At 42.7% G+C, this 19,704-nt stretch carries 18 protein-coding genes; 8 read left to right on the top strand and 10 right to left on the bottom strand.

Annotation, left to right across the window (positions count from 1 at the left end; all coding sequences use genetic code 11):
• Positions 1-4 precede the first annotated feature (4 nt).
• From ACQY3F_RS18550 to ACQY3F_RS18535, 4 genes are all read right to left on the bottom strand, one after another.
• Positions 5-883: a DMT family transporter gene (locus tag ACQY3F_RS18550; RefSeq protein WP_428356492.1), complete on the bottom strand. Its 879-nt coding sequence runs from the start codon at positions 881-883 to the stop codon at positions 5-7.
• Position 884: 1 nt separating this feature from the next.
• Positions 885-1,805: an AEC family transporter gene (locus tag ACQY3F_RS18545; RefSeq protein ID WP_428356491.1), complete on the bottom strand. Its 921-nt coding sequence runs from the start codon at positions 1,803-1,805 to the stop codon at positions 885-887.
• A 297-nt stretch (positions 1,806-2,102) separates the two neighbouring features.
• Positions 2,103-2,768: a hypothetical protein gene (locus ACQY3F_RS18540; RefSeq protein WP_428356489.1), complete on the bottom strand. Its 666-nt coding sequence runs from the start codon at positions 2,766-2,768 to the stop codon at positions 2,103-2,105.
• 240 nt (positions 2,769-3,008) lie between these two features.
• On the bottom strand, positions 3,009-4,313 hold the full coding sequence (locus ACQY3F_RS18535; protein WP_428356488.1) for a TRZ/ATZ family hydrolase: 1,305 nt from the start codon (positions 4,311-4,313) through the stop codon (positions 3,009-3,011).
• Between the two features lie 121 nt (positions 4,314-4,434).
• Between ACQY3F_RS18535 and mtnA the strand changes: the two genes are divergently transcribed.
• Complete coding sequence (mtnA, locus tag ACQY3F_RS18530) at positions 4,435-5,472, top strand: S-methyl-5-thioribose-1-phosphate isomerase (protein WP_428356486.1); 1,038 nt, start codon at positions 4,435-4,437, stop codon at positions 5,470-5,472.
• Positions 5,469-6,194, top strand: a complete 726-nt coding sequence (gene cysZ, locus ACQY3F_RS18525) for a sulfate transporter CysZ (RefSeq protein ID WP_428356485.1) — start codon at positions 5,469-5,471, stop codon at positions 6,192-6,194. The genes mtnA and cysZ overlap by 4 nt, the downstream gene beginning before the upstream one ends.
• 291 nt (positions 6,195-6,485) lie before the next feature.
• On the opposite strand, the gene ACQY3F_RS18520 is transcribed toward cysZ, so the two are convergent.
• From ACQY3F_RS18520 to ACQY3F_RS18505, 4 genes are all read right to left on the bottom strand, one after another.
• Complete coding sequence (locus tag ACQY3F_RS18520) at positions 6,486-7,202, bottom strand: hypothetical protein (protein WP_428356483.1); 717 nt, start codon at positions 7,200-7,202, stop codon at positions 6,486-6,488.
• A gap of 96 nt (positions 7,203-7,298) precedes the next feature.
• Entirely contained in the window at positions 7,299-8,495 is a 1,197-nt protein-coding gene (locus ACQY3F_RS18515) for an ISAzo13 family transposase (protein ID WP_428352931.1), read from the bottom strand.
• A 769-nt stretch (positions 8,496-9,264) separates the two neighbouring features.
• Positions 9,265-9,507, bottom strand: coding sequence for a YgiT-type zinc finger protein (locus tag ACQY3F_RS18510; RefSeq protein ID WP_428356482.1), 243 nt, complete (start codon positions 9,505-9,507; stop codon positions 9,265-9,267).
• A gap of 487 nt (positions 9,508-9,994) precedes the next feature.
• On the bottom strand, positions 9,995-11,956 hold the full coding sequence (locus tag ACQY3F_RS18505; protein WP_428356481.1) for a DUF389 domain-containing protein: 1,962 nt from the start codon (positions 11,954-11,956) through the stop codon (positions 9,995-9,997).
• 54 nt (positions 11,957-12,010) lie between these two features.
• On the opposite strand from ACQY3F_RS18505, the gene ACQY3F_RS18500 reads away from it, so the two are divergent.
• A complete protein-coding gene (locus tag ACQY3F_RS18500) occupies positions 12,011-12,253 on the top strand; it encodes a hypothetical protein (RefSeq protein ID WP_428356480.1) in 243 nt (80 codons plus the stop codon).
• Positions 12,254-12,345: 92 nt separating this feature from the next.
• Here ACQY3F_RS18500 and rnt read toward each other — a convergent pair whose 3' ends face one another.
• A complete protein-coding gene (rnt, locus tag ACQY3F_RS18495; protein ID WP_428356478.1) occupies positions 12,346-12,975 on the bottom strand; it encodes a ribonuclease T in 630 nt (209 codons plus the stop codon).
• 90 nt (positions 12,976-13,065) lie between these two features.
• Between rnt and ACQY3F_RS18490 the strand changes: the two genes are divergently transcribed.
• The gene (locus ACQY3F_RS18490) at positions 13,066-13,848 is read left to right on the top strand and encodes an MlaA family lipoprotein (protein ID WP_428356477.1); all 783 of its coding nucleotides are present in this window, start codon (positions 13,066-13,068) and stop codon (positions 13,846-13,848) included.
• Positions 13,849-13,948: 100 nt separating this feature from the next.
• Here ACQY3F_RS18490 and pyrC read toward each other — a convergent pair whose 3' ends face one another.
• Positions 13,949-14,986, bottom strand: coding sequence for a dihydroorotase (pyrC, locus tag ACQY3F_RS18485; protein ID WP_428356476.1), 1,038 nt, complete (start codon positions 14,984-14,986; stop codon positions 13,949-13,951).
• Positions 14,987-15,147: 161 nt separating this feature from the next.
• Here pyrC and ACQY3F_RS18480 point away from each other — a divergent pair, with 161 nt between their 5' ends.
• From ACQY3F_RS18480 to ACQY3F_RS18465, 4 genes are all read left to right on the top strand, one after another.
• Complete coding sequence (locus ACQY3F_RS18480; protein WP_428356475.1) at positions 15,148-15,402, top strand: FmdB family zinc ribbon protein; 255 nt, start codon at positions 15,148-15,150, stop codon at positions 15,400-15,402.
• 83 nt (positions 15,403-15,485) lie between these two features.
• Positions 15,486-17,270 carry an aspartate--tRNA ligase gene (gene aspS / locus ACQY3F_RS18475; protein ID WP_428356474.1) on the top strand — a complete coding sequence of 595 codons (1,785 nt, stop codon included), beginning with the start codon at positions 15,486-15,488 and terminating at the stop codon, positions 17,268-17,270.
• A gap of 96 nt (positions 17,271-17,366) precedes the next feature.
• A complete protein-coding gene (nadA, locus tag ACQY3F_RS18470; RefSeq protein WP_428356473.1) occupies positions 17,367-18,461 on the top strand; it encodes a quinolinate synthase NadA in 1,095 nt (364 codons plus the stop codon).
• A 22-nt stretch (positions 18,462-18,483) separates the two neighbouring features.
• On the top strand, positions 18,484-19,704 hold the full coding sequence (locus ACQY3F_RS18465) for a competence/damage-inducible protein A (RefSeq protein ID WP_428356472.1): 1,221 nt from the start codon (positions 18,484-18,486) through the stop codon (positions 19,702-19,704).

Genomic DNA, 19,704 nt, shown 5'->3' with positions numbered 1-19,704 from the left:
TTACTTAAGTTTTTGCCTGTCTTAAGCGACCCACAAAACTCTGCAGGATCAGCGCGCTTAATATCAGTCCAGAACCGATTGCAATTTCCAGCGTGAGTGCTTCTTTATTCAGGTAATGACCCAGAAATAAAGCCAACACAGGCGATATTAATGTGATCAAAGCGACACGAGTGGCCGAGATATGGGTCAGAATATAATAATATAAAGCAAAACCTATCGGCGTGGCAATCAGGCCCAGATATAAAATAGATAGCATACTTTTAACCGGTAAACTTTCTGGAATTTGTCCATCTATCAGCCACCAGCTGAGCATATAAAGGGGAAAAGCAAATAGCATTCCGCCGGTGACTTGAGTAATAGCGGGTAATTGCGCATGAATACGCTTCAGCCAGACCGCGCTAAAGCATTGTAAAAAAGTAGCGAGTAATACACCGAATAGTCCCATCACTGTGCTGTAGCTTATATGCAAGGCGGAATGAAACATAATGCTTAATCCTGCGATACCTAAAATATAAGCCAGTAATTTATCTACAGATAAGCTCCGTTCTCCCAGCCACAGTGCGGAAAGTACTGCAGTAATAAAAGGTGAGAGTCCGAAAATAACTGAAATCCAGCCGGAAGGGATAAATTGTGCCGACCAGTAAACGGCCATCATTGCACCATAAATCTGCACGGCAACTGCAAAATAAGTTTGTTTCGCTTTGCTATGCCAGACCAGGCGCTGGCGCATTATTAATAGCATCATGGAGATGCAGACTAAGCCTATGCTCATACGTGCCGCAACGCCAAAAATAAAGCTGGAACCATCGGCGCTCCACTTTATTGCCAGTGGCGTAGTTGCCCATAGTAAGACAATAAAGATAAAGGATAGTGCAATTCTCATGCTATAGATAACCGGATATTTGTAACAGAAGTAAGCCCAGTGTAATGATCAACGTACTGCTGGCCGTTGTCAGGGCGATAATTTCAGCGGCAAGCATGCCATGCTCGGTCATTTTTTTAGCCATTATATAACTGGATACTGCGGTGGGTGATGACAGCATCAGATAAATAAGCCCCAGTTCCTTGCCTGAAAACCCCAGGTGTATGGCCGCAACAGTTCCCAAAAAAGGCATGATCAATAATTTGCATATTGTGGCCCAGATCACTTCTTTATGATGACTTTGAAAATCCTGCCAGTATAAACTGCCTCCGACACAGATTAGCGCAAGTGGTAGGGTCATTTGTGCCAGATATTGCCCCGTCTCAATAATAAAAAATGGCGGGGTGATAGCAAATCTCGAAAACATCAGGCCAGCGACGACCGCAATAATAATCGGATTGGTTAAAATGTTTCGATAAGGCTTTTCACCTTTCTGTTGTAATAATAGTACCGAGATGGGGTTGTCCAGTATCGCAATAAGCGCCATATATAAACTAGCAACGGCGAGCATTTCGTTGCCATAGGCGTTGAATACCAGAGCAATACCAATAATACCCAGATTCCCCCGGAAAGCACCCTGGATAAAAACACCGCGTTTATCCTGCTGAATCAGGGTGAGACTAAGTAACCAGAACAATAAAATACTGGCTAGAGTCGATAACACGCCAAAGAGTAATAGCGGAATGTTAGTAGATTGCGCAAGTGGAGTGCTGGCAATACTAAAAAATAGCATGCAAGGCAGGGTAACATTAAACACAAAGCTATTGGCGATATTGATAAAATGCGGGTCTATAAAGCCTCGGCGGCGGAATATAATCCCTAATATCAAGAGTATCAAAATCGGCGCAGTGACATTTGTAGCAAATATAAATTGATCTAACATTATCCTAGAAACCGCAGTTGAGCAGGGATTTTGTGGAAAATCTGAGTGCGAAAGACAAGGCACAGCTAGCAGGCAATGGCCGTAGCCCTTGGCAATAGCTGTAACGCAGTATTTCGCGCTCAGATTTATTCACAAAACCGTGAAGCGGAGTTTGTTGGCCCTGCAGGTGATAAGTTGTTACGGTCATTATGTTTTATATTCAAATGCTTAGAGTGTTTTTTAGCGTTCAACTGCGGTTTTTAGGATTATTGATAATTGCATATGAGTCGCACTTACTTTTGGATTGTTAGTGCCTGATTACTCAAGTTCGGTAATTTGATATGTCTTTAAATCGTTACTTACTTTTTGCATTTTTGCTTTTGCATAAACTTTTCCCCCAAACAAGGATGTATATTCAACTGAGGGTAAATTTAACACGCCTGTTTCAATATTATAGGTTGCTCTTTCACTGCAATATGAATTTGAACTTTTACAAACGCTATCAGCGGAACTGATTCCTTGCTGAAAGGCATTTAATGCTAACTCTAACATTTCAACACTGACTGAATCGCCCATTTGGTCTAAAACATTTATTCCTGTTTCTCCTTGGACTATTGCATTTTCAATAGTAAGTGTAGGCGCACACCCTGCAAAAATATAAGTGTCTTTATATTTTGATAAAACTGTCAGCCATTCAATATTTTTTGTAAACGTACTCAGTGCTGGTCCAAAGCCATTTTCAGTCTCTATCTTAATGCGGGTGTCTGTTAGTTTTTTAGAATAAAACTCCTTGGTAATTTCTATCTCAATAAAGTTATTGTCAATTTGCCCTGAAAATTGACTGTCGATCACTCTAAAACTAACAATGATATTATCCTCATGCATAAGATAGTCAGATAATTGTGTATTGCTACAGCTACCGCTAGTAGAAAAAGCTACACTGGGAAGCATGAGTAATAAACCAACGATATAGTTTTTAAGCATAAATCTTATCCTCGTTTTGTACGAAAAAGATATTGTTAATATTCTTCCTGATTACCCATAACTCTCAGCTATATTTCGTCATTCCTGTATGCTTTTAGCAGGAATCTCGCAGGCTAAGCACAGATTCCCGATTAAAGACTTCGGGAATGACGAGCTTTATAGCATACTGATAATTAATGCCTTATTCTGCTATGGTTGAGAGTTGTACGTAATCAGGGTATTCCTTGAAAATATACGGGTTTATTTTAGTGGTGATGATAACTTTTCTTGCCATTGTGCGATGTTCTGTTGTAAATCCTGAATATTCAGCGTGGTCAATTGCCTGTTTTTTAAGCAATGCCTTCCTGCTACCCAGACATCACTGACTTGATGCCGCGAGGCAGAATACACAATTTGCGAAATAGCATTATATAGCGGCTGGGTTTCTATCGCAGATAAGTCGATTGCGCAGATATCTGCAGCTTTACCTATTGTTAACGAGCCAGTAATATCGTCGATACCTAAAGCTTTAGCGCCATTGATAGTCGCCATACTTAGCGCTGTAGCGGCACTTACTGCGCTGGCATCTTGTGCAACGCCTTTGGCTAATAATGCCGCAGTGCGCATTTCTCCCAGCATATCCAGATCATTATTACTGGCTGCACCATCAGTACCCAGAGCAACATTAATACCAGCATCTAGGCATTTTTGTACTGGACAAAAGCCGCTGGCCAGTTTCAGATTGGACTCAGGGCAATGCACAATATGCGCACCGGATTGTGCAAATTTAGTAATTTCACTATTGCTTAATTGAGTCATATGTACTGCAATAAAAGCCGGGTTGATCAGGCCTAATTCATGCAGGCGTTTTAAGGGACGCTCACCCTGGCTGACTTCAAAGAGAGTTTCATGCACATGCATATGGATCGGCAGATTGAGTTCATCTGCCAGCGTGCTGATTTGGCGTAAAGGCTCGTCAGCAACTGTATAAGGCGCATGCGGCGCGAAAGGCGTGCGTATTAATGGTTCGTGACGCAATTCATCGTGCAGGGCCAGGCCTTTTTCCAGATACTGTTCAGGGCCATCCGCCCAGGCAGTCGGAAAATCAATCATGATAAGCCCGACATTGGCGCGTATGCCATGCTGGATTGCCTGGTGTGCGGTGATTTCCGGGAAAAAATACATATCATTAAAACAAGTGGTACCGCCGCGTAGCATTTCAGCAATCGCCAGGTCGGTGCCATCGCGAACAAACGCTTCATTTGCCCATTTTTGTTCTAAAGGCCAGATATGCTGTTCCAGCCATTCCATCAGCGGTAAGTCGTCTGCAATCCCGCGAAATAATGTCATTGCTAAATGTGTATGAGCATTGATTAAGCCCGGAATAAGCGCGTGATTACCCAGATTTTCGACTTGCTTTGCCTGGTACTTTTGCATCGCCTGCTGTTGCGGCAATATATCTAGTATGTTGCCTTCATGAATTACCAAAGCTTGATGTTCTAGTATAATTTCATAAGGTTCTACAGGTATAATCCAGCGAGCATTAATAAGGGTGTCAACTTGCATAACAGAACACTTTTAATAGAATGGTTTGTTGGTAGAATTAATCGCTTGTCGATCAACTTTTTTCTGCTTCCCATGCAGGGCACGGGAGCGAGATAATAATAGCTAATGAGTATACGTGTTAATGAGTAGTTCCCCAAATAAACTCAAAGTCCATGCTTTAGTATGGCAAGACAGGCAGTTATCTGTACTAGACCAGCGGCAATTACCCGAGCAGGTGCATTATGATAATTTTGCTACTGCTCCAGAGGTTGCCGAGGCGATAAAAAGCATGCGCGTACGTGGTGCGCCTGCCATTGGTATTGCCGCTGCTTATGCTGTGGCATTATCGGTGCAGCAGCACTATGCGGCAGACAATACAGAATGGCGCCAGCAGGTTGCAGCGGATATAACTATACTCGCTGCGTCACGTCCTACGGCGGTAAATTTATTCTGGGCATTATCGGTAATGCAGGAAAAGTTAGCATTAATGACTGGCTCACCTGTTATCAATATGATTAATACTGCGCTGGAAATTCATCAGCAAGATATCGCGGCTAATCAGTATATGGGCGAAATAGGCGCGGATATACTGGCGGATGCGCAAGGGCTATTAACCCATTGTAATGCTGGTGCCCTGGCAACGGGTGGGTATGGAACAGCGCTAGGTGTCATTCGTAGCGCACAAAAGCGCAAGGCACGCGATATCTTTGCCGGGGAAACGCGCCCCTGGTTGCAGGGGGCGCGATTAACGGTGTGGGAATTGGCGGAAGATAATATTCCAGCAACGCTTATTGCTGATTCTGCTGCGGCGATGTTGATGCAGAGCGGTAAAATAGACTGGATTATAGTCGGCGCAGATCGTATTGCAGCGAATGGTGATGTTGCCAATAAAATTGGTACTTATTCTTTAGCCGTTTTGGCCAAACATCATGGCGTTAAGATGATGGTAGTCGCGCCAGTATCGACGATAGATTTTGCCATGCCAAATGGTAGGCAAATTGAAATAGAGCAGCGCGCTGCAAGTGAGTTCCTGCCGGATTATTATGCACAGGAAAATAGCTTGATCGATGCCTGGAATCCTGTATTTGATGTCACCCCAGCTGAGTTAATCAATGTTATTGTCACCGAGCGTGGCGCAGTGTTTAATCCTTTTGAACAAGGTGTTAGTGAATTAAAATGAATATAGTATTTAATAAAAAAGCAGGTGCGAATCCATTGCTGGCGGTACAGAGCCTGACCAAAGGCGCATCTTTGTTATGGCATGAAAAGTTAAGAAAATATGTATTGATCCCGATAGCGGTCAATTTAATACTGTTTTCCAGTATGCTGTATCTGGGTTATCTTTATGTCGGCGTGCTAATTGCCAAATTTATACCCGACTGGTTGTTATGGCTGGACTGGTTAATCTATCCTCTATTTTTTATCAGTTTTTTTGTTGCCGGTTTTTTTACTTTTACACTTATTGCAAATCTTATTGCCGCACCTTTTTATGGCGGTCTGGCAGCGAAAACGCAACATATCCTCAATGATCAATCTGGAGATATTCAGGAGCAGCCGATATTTAAAGTATTAGGTTCTGAATTAAAGCGCATTGCCTATTTAGTGAGCCGGGCTATTCCGATTGTCATTATTTCAATTATTCCGGGAGTTAACCTGATTGCTCCTGTTTTATGGGGACTATTTGGAGCCTGGGGCATGAGTATGGAATATTTTGCCTATACCTTAGAAAATGAAGGTGCACTCTTTCCTGAACAAAGACAGCTACTTAAAACAGTCCGGATTGGCAGCTTAAGTTTTGGCGGAATGGTGTTATTTGCTTTGATGATACCTGTGGTTAATATAGTAATACCACCGATTGCGGTGATTTCCGCAACTATTTATCGTAATAAGTTAGCCGGTTAACTACGGCCCTTGTGATTTGCAAAATCTATATTGCCAGGCTCGATTGAAAGGGTTGTCATTGAAGTCTTTTGATCGTTTATCGCCGCCGCGTGGTTTTGGCTTAGCCTGTCTAGCCGGTAGTAACTCAATTTTCTGTTTATTTTTCAATCGAGACTTCATTGGTTCCCATGTTCTTCCTTTTATCTCTTTCGTGGTACCTTTTTTCTGGTTTTTTTCGTTTCCACTACCAAAGAAAAAGCCCCCTCCAGATGCAATCCGGAGGGGGCTTTACGTTAAATCTCTAATTTAAGGTTAAAGGAAGGAATCCGGCGTCAGCGTGATAGCATTCGCAGGCGCTGTGGGATCCACATCAGCGGGGCCGCCCACGCACAGAGGCGTGTGGTGCGCAGGAAATTTACATCCACTTCCCGGGCAGTCCTTTTCGACAGCGAATACCGTATAGCAACCGTCTAACACTGGAATGGTTTTGGTCGTACCATCATAGTATAGCGAATGGGTAGACACCCGAGTCACACCACGGAGATGGTGGGAAACGGGCAGGGAGTCACGCAAACCTTGTTCCGCCACTCTGCTGGAGGTAATGCCAACCGCCATTTGAAAGTCCATGTTATTGGTAATGTTGACGTTATGCGCAGGAACGTCATAGAAATACTCCATAAGGCCGGTATCATTTCTGGACGGGAGATCTAGATACAGATAATGCACCTGCGCCGGGTTTGAAATCTTGTTACCATTGGTTTCTGCATCGGGCACCCACGCCAGGCGGAATAACACTTTGGGCGCATTGCCACCGGTAAAAATGCCCGTGAAGCTGCACGAATCGGTATTGTCTGTGATAACGCAGGACTTACCATCGTTGATCTTGGTAATATGCACCTGGTGGATGTCAACGCCAGCCGGCTTTTGCCAGGTAACGGTGACCCGTGGGTCTGCCTGTGCTGTACTTGCTCCAATAGCCAGCAGGGCTGCTACAGCACTGCAAGAGATTAATTTTTTAGATAGTTTCATGATCTTTCCTTTTTGTGATTTGTAATAAATATATTTGGAGTATGAAATTTAATTACAAACTGTCTAATTCTTGATAAGGGAGATGGAAAGAAATAATCATCCAGAACAACCAGGAGAAATGGTCAAAAACCATTTCTCCAACGATGGCATTCGGTCAACAAACTGATAATACGTCTTCATTGCTTTTTTACCTACCTTTACTCCTGTTTCATATATTTTTTCTGTTAATTTAACAATAGGTGCTTTGCCATTGTAGGTCATACTTTTGGCAAATTTTAAAGTTGTTTCAACTGTATCCATTATGTCGCCACTAATATGATTTTCATAGGCTCCCCATACTCGTTCAATTGGGTTATATTTACTATGATAAGGAGGGTAGTAGGCCAGTTTTATCTTTATGTTGCTTTTTTCAGCAAACTCCACAAGCCTTTTTATAAACTGAGTTCTGGAGCTACTGTTCTCCATACCATTGTCAGCGTTAATTGTCAGAATATCTACTCCATATTTTTCTTGAATTTCTGGCCAAATTTCTTCCAATCGGTCAACGATGAAATCACTGCTGGCATAGCCTGCTGTAAAGAAAAGGAAAAAATCATCATGTTCAGGCAGATAAAAACCAAAAGGAGTTAACTTTTCCTTAACATCTAAATCATGATCCTCTGCTTTTGTTAAAACCCGATTTCGTCCTCCCCGTGAAAAATTTCCTATATTCATTCTTGCTTTGGCATCAATTGATATACGAATCTCTTTTGGGTTGATATCTGCCATTCCATTGACTGAATGAACTTGTTCAAAAATTGCATCCGTTTCCTTGATTTTCTTATGAGGCTTTGTTTTTTGTACCTTTTTTGGATGGTAACTCAGGTCATTTAATTTTGTATTGATAGTTTTTGAGCAAGGTAATGTTTTTTCATCGTAATAATCAATCTCCAGTAAACGTTTTCTAACTTCTTTAGCCGTTAGCCGGGTATATAATCGACAGGAATTAAAAGAGGGATCCGTTTGACACTCCGGTTCAGCAATTTTTTTTATGTCATCAAGTAGATGAGGAAAATGCTCTTCACTTTTATTACGCCCTCTCGCTGAAAAATTATCTTCTATGGGCTGAGTTTCAAGTTCATATTGTCCTTTTCGGATAGTGCCTCTATTCCATCCTAGTTTTTCTTCAGCAATACTTGCACCACCTGAGCCTAGTAGCTCCACCGTTTCAGCCATGAATATACGACGTACCGAGCCTTTTAAACGATGGGCTGTATTTATAATCCAACCTATAATGCTATCTGTTAATATCAACAAGCTTATCTGCCTAGTGTGAGAATAAATTCAGAATTCATTATTATAAATTATTGAGACACAAGCTTACTTCGTTTGGATGATTATTTCTTTCCATCTCCCTAAGCCATTTTGCAATTTTCATTTGACACATTTCATAGAATTTAGTTTCTTATTTGTGCCAGAGCTAAAATTCTCCACGCCACTATTTAATATAACTTGAGAATAGATAATGCCACAGACCATCAAGTAAAACTGTGATGGGGATCACAAAAAAAAGCAAAGCCGGGGTCAGTGCGGCTAGGCAAGGTCGTGTATTCCAGCAGGTGTAAGCCCCGCTCCAGCTAGGCAGCCCAACTGCGGGGTAGAGAACTCTGGGTCGGTGAGGGGAAGCGCAAAGATCAAGCGCGGGGGGAACAAGGCAATAGGCTGATTGAAAAATTGAAGTCATTGAGCCTCAAATGTTTAAGGTGGGGCTCTAGACGATGTTGTTGGCCCGGCAGAGGTCAAAATAGTAAAGTGTGCTAAGGCAGGTACTATGCTACTCCCTGGGATCCGAAAGCATGGCATGGTGACCATTAGGAGTAGACGGCAAGCTAGGATAATGGCGTAGTACCGATGAAAGCGGGTAATGCTGTTAGAGGAAAAAATCAGGGTCTACTAAGAATTATGATTCTTAACAAAACCACTGACTGTCACCTATTTCCCTCAGAGCGCGAACTCGTATTCGACACTTGATGCACTTATACGGCAATATAGGTAAGGGCTAGAGAAACTACCCCTTACCTGATTAGGCAACTTTAGATGTTAATGCCAAAGTTTCGCAATCAATTTGCTTTAACGCTTTGTTAATATGGTTAACTTGGTTTTCTTCGAAATAAGTTTCTCCACATTGATTACACGCCCAGGCAGGAATAGATTCCCATGAAATATGATACCCATTTCGATCTGCACTAAAGGGGGCATTGCCTTTTAGCATTTTACCTTTGCAATGAAAACATTCACCAATCTTGTTTTGCTGTAGGATGGGCAAAGGGCTTCATCCGTGCCCATCAACGAAAACATGATGGGCACGTCGTACCTCCTTTGCCCATCCTACAAAACGCTTGTTCTATCATGATATTTATTATCAAATACCTTTTTCATTACTCTATTTACTTAATCGATAGCCTAATGAGGCTGTAAAACCCCCCATGACAAAGGACTCATGCTAGCCATTCTGTCATCTTTTTATTTTTGGCATCATGCCCGTTTTTCTAATTAACATCAAGGTTTGGGTTACGGACTTAAGACGGGACATTCGAAGGGGAGTAGGCTTTAGCCTACATGAATCACCATCTGTTATACGTGTAGGCTAAAGCCTACTCCCCGACACGTTTGCTTTTTTACACGAGTCAGTAAAATGCTCAAAATGCCCCGTGTTATGTTCGTAGCCAAGGTTTTCATTTGCCAGTTGATTTTTCTAGGTTTATCACGCGTGTACAGTTGCTCTGTTCTGTGTTTGCGGTTAACGGTCGCTTTTATTTGCTCTTCTCTAGCAAATTTTCGGATGGTTTGAAATAATTGGCAGTCACCAGGCGTACTGAAAAATCGATAGCGACGGACTGCTGGCCTAGTTGCCTTGAGAGTTGTTGCTCAAAAGCTGCTAATGCCACGGGGTTCGGCATATGGGTAGTCATTAGATCAGCACTGATTTTTAAAGGACGGCCTAAACGTACTTTAATATTTCGCAATTGCTGAGTATGGCCCGCTATATTGTAATCCTGGCTGAGTAGTTGTTTTTTTACAGCCGCAATTTCCTGCATATCAGCAAAAGATAAGACCAGCGGCACTGAAATAACGGCGACCATAAAGGCTGATAGTGCTATGCCTTTTTTGGCGCGCGAAAATGGCGCATAGCCGATGATCATAAAGGATAATCCCGCAGCCAGAATAATGCCGGTCAAGTTGGTTAGAAATAACAGCATGGCTCCATAAAATACCTCGAAATTCAGCCAGCCTATGCCTATGCCTGAAACACAGAGAGGCGGTACCAGTGCGACTGCAATGGCTACTCCTGGCAGACTTTTGGCAATACTCTCCCGGGCATTGGCAAAAGCCCCGGCGATCCCTGATAGTACTGCTACCAGCAAATCCAGAGTAGAGGGGTGCAAGCGTCCTGCAATTTCATTGGTGATTTCCTGAAATGGAAGTATATAAGCCATCAGTGCAGATAAAGATAGGGCGATAAGCATACCCGTGAAGAAGGTGACGAATGAGCGTTTACTTAAATCATCATCTGAGCGTAATAAGCCCATGGATAAGGAAATAATAGGTGCCATTAAAGGAGCCAGCACCATCGCGCCTATAACAATTGACGGGCTATTCAGAAATAAGCCCAGTGTGGCTAATAATGCGCTTAAGACCATCAGTAGTATATAAGTACTATTGAGCCTGGAATTTTCCTTTAAAGCCAGGAATAGATCTTTAAAATCAGACTCCAGGGCGTGGCTAAATAAAGGTAAAGTGCCACTGATATATTTAACTCTACTTTCCTGTTGTGGTAATTGCTCACAAGCGACGTTTTCCTTATCGTCGCTATAGTGTTGCCGTTCTCTGAACTTATCGCCCGCATTGACTTTGATGCCTGCATTTAATATTTCTATTTTTAATTCACGCGTCTTTAAGGGGCGGCCGTTAATCAGGTAATGTGTATCGACCGGCGATTTAATGGTTAACGATGCTGTACGTATATAGCCTATTTGCTGAGGCAGGTTTTTTTTCTGTGCGGTGACCAGTAATGAAGACGATAACTGTAAATACGACAGAATAGACTGAGGCGCGAATAAGGCGACTGAGACACGCTTATCTCTTAAGGAAACAGACTCAGCAAATAGATTAGTCAGCGGGCCGTTTTTATGAAAATCCAGTAACACCATGCCGGTAATCGCTGTAGAGATTGTTTTACCTTTTGCGGTTATCAGGGTGACTGGGTGCGGGGTTAACGAGAAGGCATGCAGGAAGCGTTTAAATTGAAACTTAAGTTTACCCAGGTTTGTAAATTCATGACTATCACCGATAAATTCAGTCATTTTAGTCTGCTTTTCCAGGTTGACGCCATTGGTGACAAATTCATCGTTACATACGATGGTATCGATAATTATCGGCTCTTTATTTATGGCTATCTCTAAACAGACATCTAAGTCTTTTGGTAAATCCAGGTTTTTAAAAAACTGACTTAGTGTATCTCCCGCGATGGGTAAAAAACCAAGAGACACATGATTTTGCTGTGCAAATAACAAGACTTGCGGGTAATCTTTTTGTTCAATCCATAGCAATGCATGGTTCAATTCGTTGCTTATATGCAGGGCAGACAAATCTGCCAGTTTTACTGTACGTAGCTGAATGCCTTGCTCTGTAAGTAAGGGGTGAGCAGTAACACTCGCTAATTGTTCTGCTACAAGCGGTGAATAAATCAAATAGTGTGTTCTAGGTAAACTCATATTCATTTTTCTGCTATTATTGAAAGACAATAATAAAAAATCAGGGTGCTTTATATGCCAGATTGTTCATTTTGTGGTACCACGGAACAGAAAGAATACCCGCTCTGTCATTCTTGTGGTGCGATTCGTTATCCTGTCGATACTAAGGGTGCTAACACTAGCGCTAGCAATCGACAGCAGAAATTAAAACTATCAGCCTCAGTCGCCGCGGCAATTATTACTCCGGGCGCTTTCGTCGTTCTTGCTGTGATGGGAGCTAACCATATCAGTGAAAAATTAAAAAATCAGAAAAAATAAGCCGCTAATAAGTTAGTTTCTGATGTCAAGATTAAGTCTGCGCACTCCTTGCCTGTTGCAGAAATATCACTCCTGAAAATTTAGTCTAAAGCCTAAACTTCAGTGTCTAACGCTTCCAATTGCTTCCAGCGATTAACAATCTTACAAAATATCTCAGCTGTTTGCTTAGCATCATACAGAGCTGAATGCGCTTGGACATTATCCCATTCCATACCGGCTTCCTTACCAATTTTAGCGAGTACTGTCTGTTTATACATTAAGCCACCTAAGGTTGCAGTATCAAAGGTGCTGAATGGGTGAAAAGGGCTGCGTTTTATTTTTGTACGGTTAATGGCCGCGTTTAAAAAGTTTATATCAAAATTTGGATTATGCCCGACTAAAATGGCGCGTGTACATTTGTTACGCTTTACCGCTTGTTTAATGGGCAGGAATAATTTATGTAATGCATCTTTTTCAGATACTGCCATACGAAAAGGGTGGTATGGGTCTATGCCAGTAAATTTTAATGCGGATGGATCTAAAATGGAATTTTCAAACGGAATAATATGCGCAGCATGACTTTCGCTGATTTGCAGCTGTTCATTGTTATCATATTCAACAATCACGGCGGCTATTTCTAGCAATGGATTTTTTTTGGCATCAAACCCTGCTGTTTCTATATCGATAATCACGGGGAGGTATCCCCTAAATCGCTCATTTAATGGATGTTCAACTGATTCCATGTGTCTAAAAATTAAATTGCTGAGTAAAAATGTGCTATGTTACGCGAAGTTTTTGTACGTATAAACTTTTAGCTAGTATTTAGGTAAGTAATGTTAAATAAAATAAGTAAATATCGCCTGCTTCTTGGCGGGATTCTCCTGACTATGCTACAGGCCTGCGCGACAGTGTCTCATCCTGATCCTGCAGATCCCTGGGAAGGAATGAACCGGGGTATTTTTTCATTCAATGATCAAGTCGATAAATTTGTTTTAAAGCCGGTTGCCAAAGGTTATCAATGGGTAACCCCAGAGTTTGTAGATGTGGGCATCAGTAATTTCTTTGCAAATTTAAAAGATATCGGTGTCAGTGTGAATGGCTTTTTACAGGCAAAGCCTAAACAAGGCGGTATGGATACAGCACGATTCCTGGTAAATAGCACCGCTGGAATTGCCGGTTTTATTGATGTCGCGACGATGATTGATTTACCTAAACATGAAGAAGATTTCGCGCAAACCCTGGCTGTATGGGGCGTTCCCAGAGGTCCATATTTTGTCCTTCCATTATTAGGACCGAGCTCGGTGAGAGGTGTGGGTGGTTATGTAGGTGACTCAGCTTTACATCCATTGACCTATACTTTCTTTTTTGGCAGCTCAGCCGTATCCTGGGGACTTTCTGTCGGTTTGCGTACGGTGGAAATTGTTGATGTCAGAGCTGATTTTTTAGGAGCAGAAGCAGTAGCTTCTGAGGCAGCAGTAGACCGTTATATATTTTTCCGCTCTGCCTATATGCAGCGCAGGGATTATTTAATCAGTGATGGCGCAGCACAACCTCTGGATTTTGAAGGCATGGATGGCGAAGATCTGGGTGAAGATTTATATGAGGATCTGGAATAGAGACTACATAGATCAGTCTAGGCTGCTTAGCCGGGCTACTTTATAAGCCTAGAAAAAGTAGCCCGACTCACAACAATGCTAAAAATTGTTTCCAGCTGCCTTAGCCCTGTAATTTCCAGTGCAAAGTTTCACCGGCTTTAAGGGGTGTTAAGCGTGTTTTATCAGCAACAGTGTAATAATCAGGCACTTGCCAGTCTGTTTTTCCCAGAGTAATTTGCTGGGTGTTGCGGGGTAGCTGATAAAAATCCGCGCCATAAAAACTGGCAAAACCTTCTAATTTATCCAATGCTCCTACTGCATCAAAAGCTTCGGCATAAAGTTCGATTGCTGCATAAGCAGAATAGCAACCGGCGCAACCACAGCTGTTTTCTTTTAAATGGGTCAAGTGTGGCGCGCTATCAGTGCCTAAAAAGAATTTAGGGTTGCCACTGGTCGCTGCTGCAACTAAGGCTTCTCTATGCGACTCTCGTTTCAGTATTGGCAGGCAGTAATAATGTGGCTTGATTCCCCCGACTAATATAGCATTGCGATTGTAGAGTAAGTGTTGGGGGGTAATGGTTGCTGCAATATTATCGGGTGATTGCTGTACAAATTGCACAGCTTCACGGGTCGTTACATGTTCCAGTACTATGCGTAATTGAGGAAAGTGCTGATGAATAAGGCTTAGCTTTTGCTCAATAAAGACCCGTTCACGATCAAATATATCAATGTCTGGATCGGTAACCTCGCCATGTATCAGCAAGGGTACATCGAGTGCTTCCATCTCGGCAAAGATAGGGAATACAGCCTTTAGATCAGTTACGCCCTGGTCTGAGTTGGTAGTTGCACCAGCAGGGTACAGCTTAAACGCATGCACGGCGGATGACGCAGCCGCTAGTTGCACATCTTTAATGCTGGTGGAGTTGGTCAGGTAGAGCACCATTAAAGGCGTGAAGTTGTATTCACTAGAGGTTGCCTGTTGAATTTCCTGTTGATAGCTTAATGCTAGCGCTACGTTGGTCACTGGGGGCTGTAGGTTGGGCATAATGATAGCCCGCGCGAATTGACTGGCGGTATGATTAATCACTGTTTTTAGCAGGTCGCCGGTGCGTACGTGTAGGTGCCAGTCATCAGGTTGGGTAAGGGTGATTTGTTGCATTTTTTTGCCTTATGGTTAGTCTTTTCTCAGTAGATGTCATCGTGATTTCTTGCTTGTACACCCGCTTATTATTAAAATAATGGGTTAATTTTGATTTGCTTATTGAAAAAAAGCAAATTCGCCTCCATATTTTTAGTTATTTTGTTTTTTCGGAGTAGCAAATGCCAATTTATGAATACCAGTGCCAAGCTTGTGGAAATGAGCATGAAGCCTTGCAAAAAATGAGTGCGGAGCCACTGGTAACGTGTCCTAGCTGTAATGAGCCAGAATTAAAGAAAAAAATTTCGGCTGCGGGTTTTAGATTAAAAGGTAGCGGCTGGTATGAGACAGATTTTAAAAGCGGCAATAAGAAAAATGTTGCCGGTGAAAAATCTGCGCCTAGCGAAAAGAAGAGTAAAGCCGGGCAAACAGAGTAGGCAGTCTTAAAAAGTAGAGTTTTCGGTAAGCGTCAGTCGAGCCGGTAGCGTTAATAAACATTCAATCAACAGAGAAAAGAGTTATGCGTACCCATAAGTGCGGAGAATTAAACAAAGACAACTTAGGTGAATCAACTGCATTGTGCGGCTGGGTACATAAAAGACGTGACCATGGTGGAGTGATTTTTATTGATTTGAGAGATCGTGCTGGCTTGGTACAGGTGGTTTTTAATCCTGAATCAACGGATACTTTTGCTATCGCTGAAAGTGTGCGTAGTGAATATGTTATACGTGTAGAAGGGATCGTCAGAGATCGCCTGGAAGGCACAGTAAACCCGAATATGGCCACCGGCGAAATCGAAGTTCTGGTCAGCCATATTGAAGTATTGAATGAAGCAGAAACACCACCGTTTCCGATTGAGAGTGATATAGAAGTTAACGAAGAAATGCGCTTACGCTATCGTTATATCGACCTGCGTAAAACATCGATGCTGGAAAAAATGAAAGTGCGTCGTGATGTCACGCGTAATCTACGTAACTTTCTGGATGAGCAGGATTTCTTTGAAATGGAAACGCCTATTTTGACCAAGGCAACACCGGAAGGCGCACGTGACTACATAGTGCCTAGTCGTACTCACCCTAACTCATTTTTTGCCTTGCCGCAGTCACCGCAATTGTATAAGCAATTATTGATGATGGCTGGTATGGATCGTTATTATCAAGTGGTTCGCTGCTTCCGTGATGAAGATTTACGTGCAGATAGACAGCCTGAATTTACTCAGCTGGATATTGAAACATCTTTTATGAATGAAGATGACATTATGCTGATCATGGAAGACATGATGCGTAATTTATTTAAACAAGTGATTGATGTTGATCTAGGCGACCCATTTCCACGCATGACGCATGCAGAGGCGATGTCACGCTTTGGTTCTGATAAGCCTGATTTACGTATCCCATTAGAATTGGTGGATATTGCCGATGAAATGAAGGACGTTGAGTTTAAAGTATTTTCCGGCCCGGCGAATGATCCAAAAGGACGTGTAGTCGCCTTGCGTATTCCTGAGGGGTCTAAACTAAGCCGTAAAGATATTGATGGCTATACTAAATATGTGAGTATTTATGGTGCAAGAGGCCTGGCCTATATAAAGGTTAATGATCGAAATGGTGGGCTTGAAGGTCTGCAATCTCCGATTGTTAAATTTGCTCCGGCTGAAGTTTGGGAAGCGGTACTGGAAAAAACCGGTGCGCAAACAGGTGATTTAATCTTCTTTGGCGCGGATAAAACCAATATCGTCAATGAAGCGATAGGTGCATTGCGGGTCAAAATAGGTCTGGATCTAGGCTTATTAGAAGGCGACTGGAAGCCGCTCTGGGTGGTTGATTTTCCAATGTTTGAATGGGATGAAAAAGGCCAGCGTTGGAATGCTATCCATCACCCTTTTACAGCACCTAGCTGTTCAGAGGAAGAACTTAAAGCCAACCCTGGAACAGCGTTGTCGCGAGCTTATGATTTAGTGCTGAATGGTACAGAAGTGGGCGGTGGTTCAATTCGTATCGACAAAACTGGAATGCAATCCACTGTGTTAGGTATTCTAGGTATCGGAGAACAGGAAGCGAATGATAAATTTGGCTTTTTACTCGAAGCCTTAAAATATGGCTGTCCTCCGCATGGTGGTATGGCTTATGGCCTGGATCGATTAGTGATGCTAATGACAGGTTCAAGTTCAATTCGAGAAGTAATCGCTTTCCCGAAAACTCAATCGGCGGCTTGCCCATTAGTGGATGCACCTGCGATGATTAATGAAGAGCAATTAAAAGAATTGCATATTAAGCTGCATAAGCCTATTGTTAAAGACGAAGCTTAAATATATGTGTAGGGCGTGGATTTAGCCCGCTTTTAAGTGTAAAGATATTTGCGGGCTGAAGCCACGCCCTACCAAAAGAGTTTTTAAGAAATCATTATGACTGCATTACCCATCCAAAACTACGCATTACTTTCCGATGAAGAATGCGCGACAAAAATACAGCAAGCGAAAGCAGTTTTAGGCAAGCGCTGTATTATTTTAGGCCATCATTATCAGCGTGACGAAGTATTTCAGCACTCGGATATATCCGGCGACTCCTTAAAGCTTTCCAGAGAAGCAGCCGAATCCGATGCTGAATATATCGTTTTTTGTGGCGTGCATTTTATGGCAGAAGTAGCGGATATTTTGTCTCGCCCGGAACAGATTGCCATTTTGCCTGATTTAGCGGCGGGTTGCTCAATGGCAGACATGGCGAATAAAGTTAATGTGCAGCGCTGCTGGGATGAGCTCGCGAAGGTCATTGATGTTGAAAATGAAGTCACCCCTGTAACTTATATTAATTCAGCGGCAGATTTAAAAGCGTTTTGTGGCGAACATGAAGGTATCGTTTGTACCTCATCCAATGCCGGGAAAATCCTCGAATGGAGTTTTGCCAAGCGAGAAAAAATTCTGTTTTTCCCCGACCAGCATTTGGGCCGCAACACTGCTTTTAATATGGGTATTGCCTTGGATGAAATGGTGGTATGGGATTTTACCAAACCATTAGGTGGCTTGACAGCAGAGAAAATCCGCAAGGCAAAAATGATCCTCTGGGGTGGTTATTGTTCAGTGCATCAGGTGTTCCAGCCAGAACAGATTGATGCTTTTTTAGAGCGTTACCCTGAAACTAAAGTGATTGCTCATCCGGAAGCTTGTTTTGAAGTGTGTCAAAAAGCCGATTATATCGGCTCTACCGAAGTTATCTTGAAAATAGTGCGTGAAGCCGAGCCAAACACACGTTGGTTGGTTGCAACCGAGCTGAATTTAGTTAATCGCTTGCATGATGAGTGTAAAGCAGAAGGCAAAAATGTCCATTTTATGTCACCCGCTTTAAGCATGTGTTCGACCATGTTCCGTACCGATCCGCAACATTTGGCCTGGGTTCTTGAAAATCTGGTCGCAGGACATGTGGTAAACCGCATAAGCGTAGAAAAACAAGACGCAGTCAATGCTAAAATTGCGCTGGATAATATGCTGGCAATTAACATATAGCAGATAAAATCAGAGGATATTTATGCAAGCTATAGCAGAAATATTTTCTCAAGGTGAAGAAATCGTTAGCGGCCAGACGGTCGATAGCAATGCCGCATGGCTTTCGCAGCAGCTGGTACAAATGGGGTTTGTCGTTAAACGACATACCGCAGTAGGCGATAATTTAGCTGATTTAAAAAGCTTAATGCACGATATTTCCACGCGTGCAGATGTGTGTATTTGTACGGGTGGGTTGGGGCCAACCATCGATGATCTGACCGCACAGGCAGTTGCAGAAGCATTCTCAAGACCATTACAGCTGGATACGGTCGCATTAGAACAGATCACGCAGTATTTTAGTGGTCGAAAACGCGAGATGGCTGATAGTAATCGCAAACAGGCTTTTTTCCCGCAAGGCTCGCAACGCATAGATAATGAATGGGGTACTGCGCCAGGTTTTGCTGTACAGCAGAATCAATGCTGGTTTGTTTTTATGCCAGGCGTGCCTTACGAAATGAAGCATATGTTTTCTGCAAGCATTGTCAGCCAACTTTCACAGCGCTATTCTCTACAACCCGAACAATTAATTAGCCTGCGCTCAGTGGGTATCGGTGAATCTGATTTACAGGAAATACTCAACACAGTGGCCTTGCCTGAAAGCGCACAACTCAGTTTTCGCGCGGGCGTAGATGAGGTACAAACCAAACTGATTTTCCCAAGTCATACTGAACAGTCGATAGTAACAACGACCGTTAAGCAGGTAGCGGAAAGTATCGGTGATTATATTTTTGCCATAGATGGATTAGATGGGGCCGATAGATTGCGGGGCGGACTGGTTGATGTCATCAGCCAATTGATGCTGCAGCAAAAATTCACATTATCTGTTCAGGAAACAGCTTCGCAGGGACTTATTTCCGCAAAATGCATCGCACAACCCTGGCTGATTAGTTCGACTTTTAAGCAAATCTTACAGCAACAGACTGAAAAACTGGCGATAGAGGATTTTCTGGATGCTGCTACAAGGATTGCGCAAAGTACCCAGCAACAAGAGGGAACTGATTTAGTTCTGGTTCAGCTATATCAAGGCGGCACTGAACAATTCCAGAAAAAAGAGCAGAGTATACGACTCTTTAGTTTACTGATGACTCCCACGGGTATTATCCATAGACAGCGTACATTAGCAGGCTCAATATCACGCAAACAAAACCAGGCAGCTATTTATTCGTTGGATTTATTACGACGATATTTGCAGAATAAAGTTTAG

Source organism: Methyloprofundus sp., assembly GCF_965251085.1.
In the GTDB taxonomy this organism is placed as follows: Bacteria; Pseudomonadota; Gammaproteobacteria; order Methylococcales; family Methylomonadaceae; genus Methyloprofundus.
This window is presented reverse-complemented; position numbering and strand designations above follow the sequence as displayed.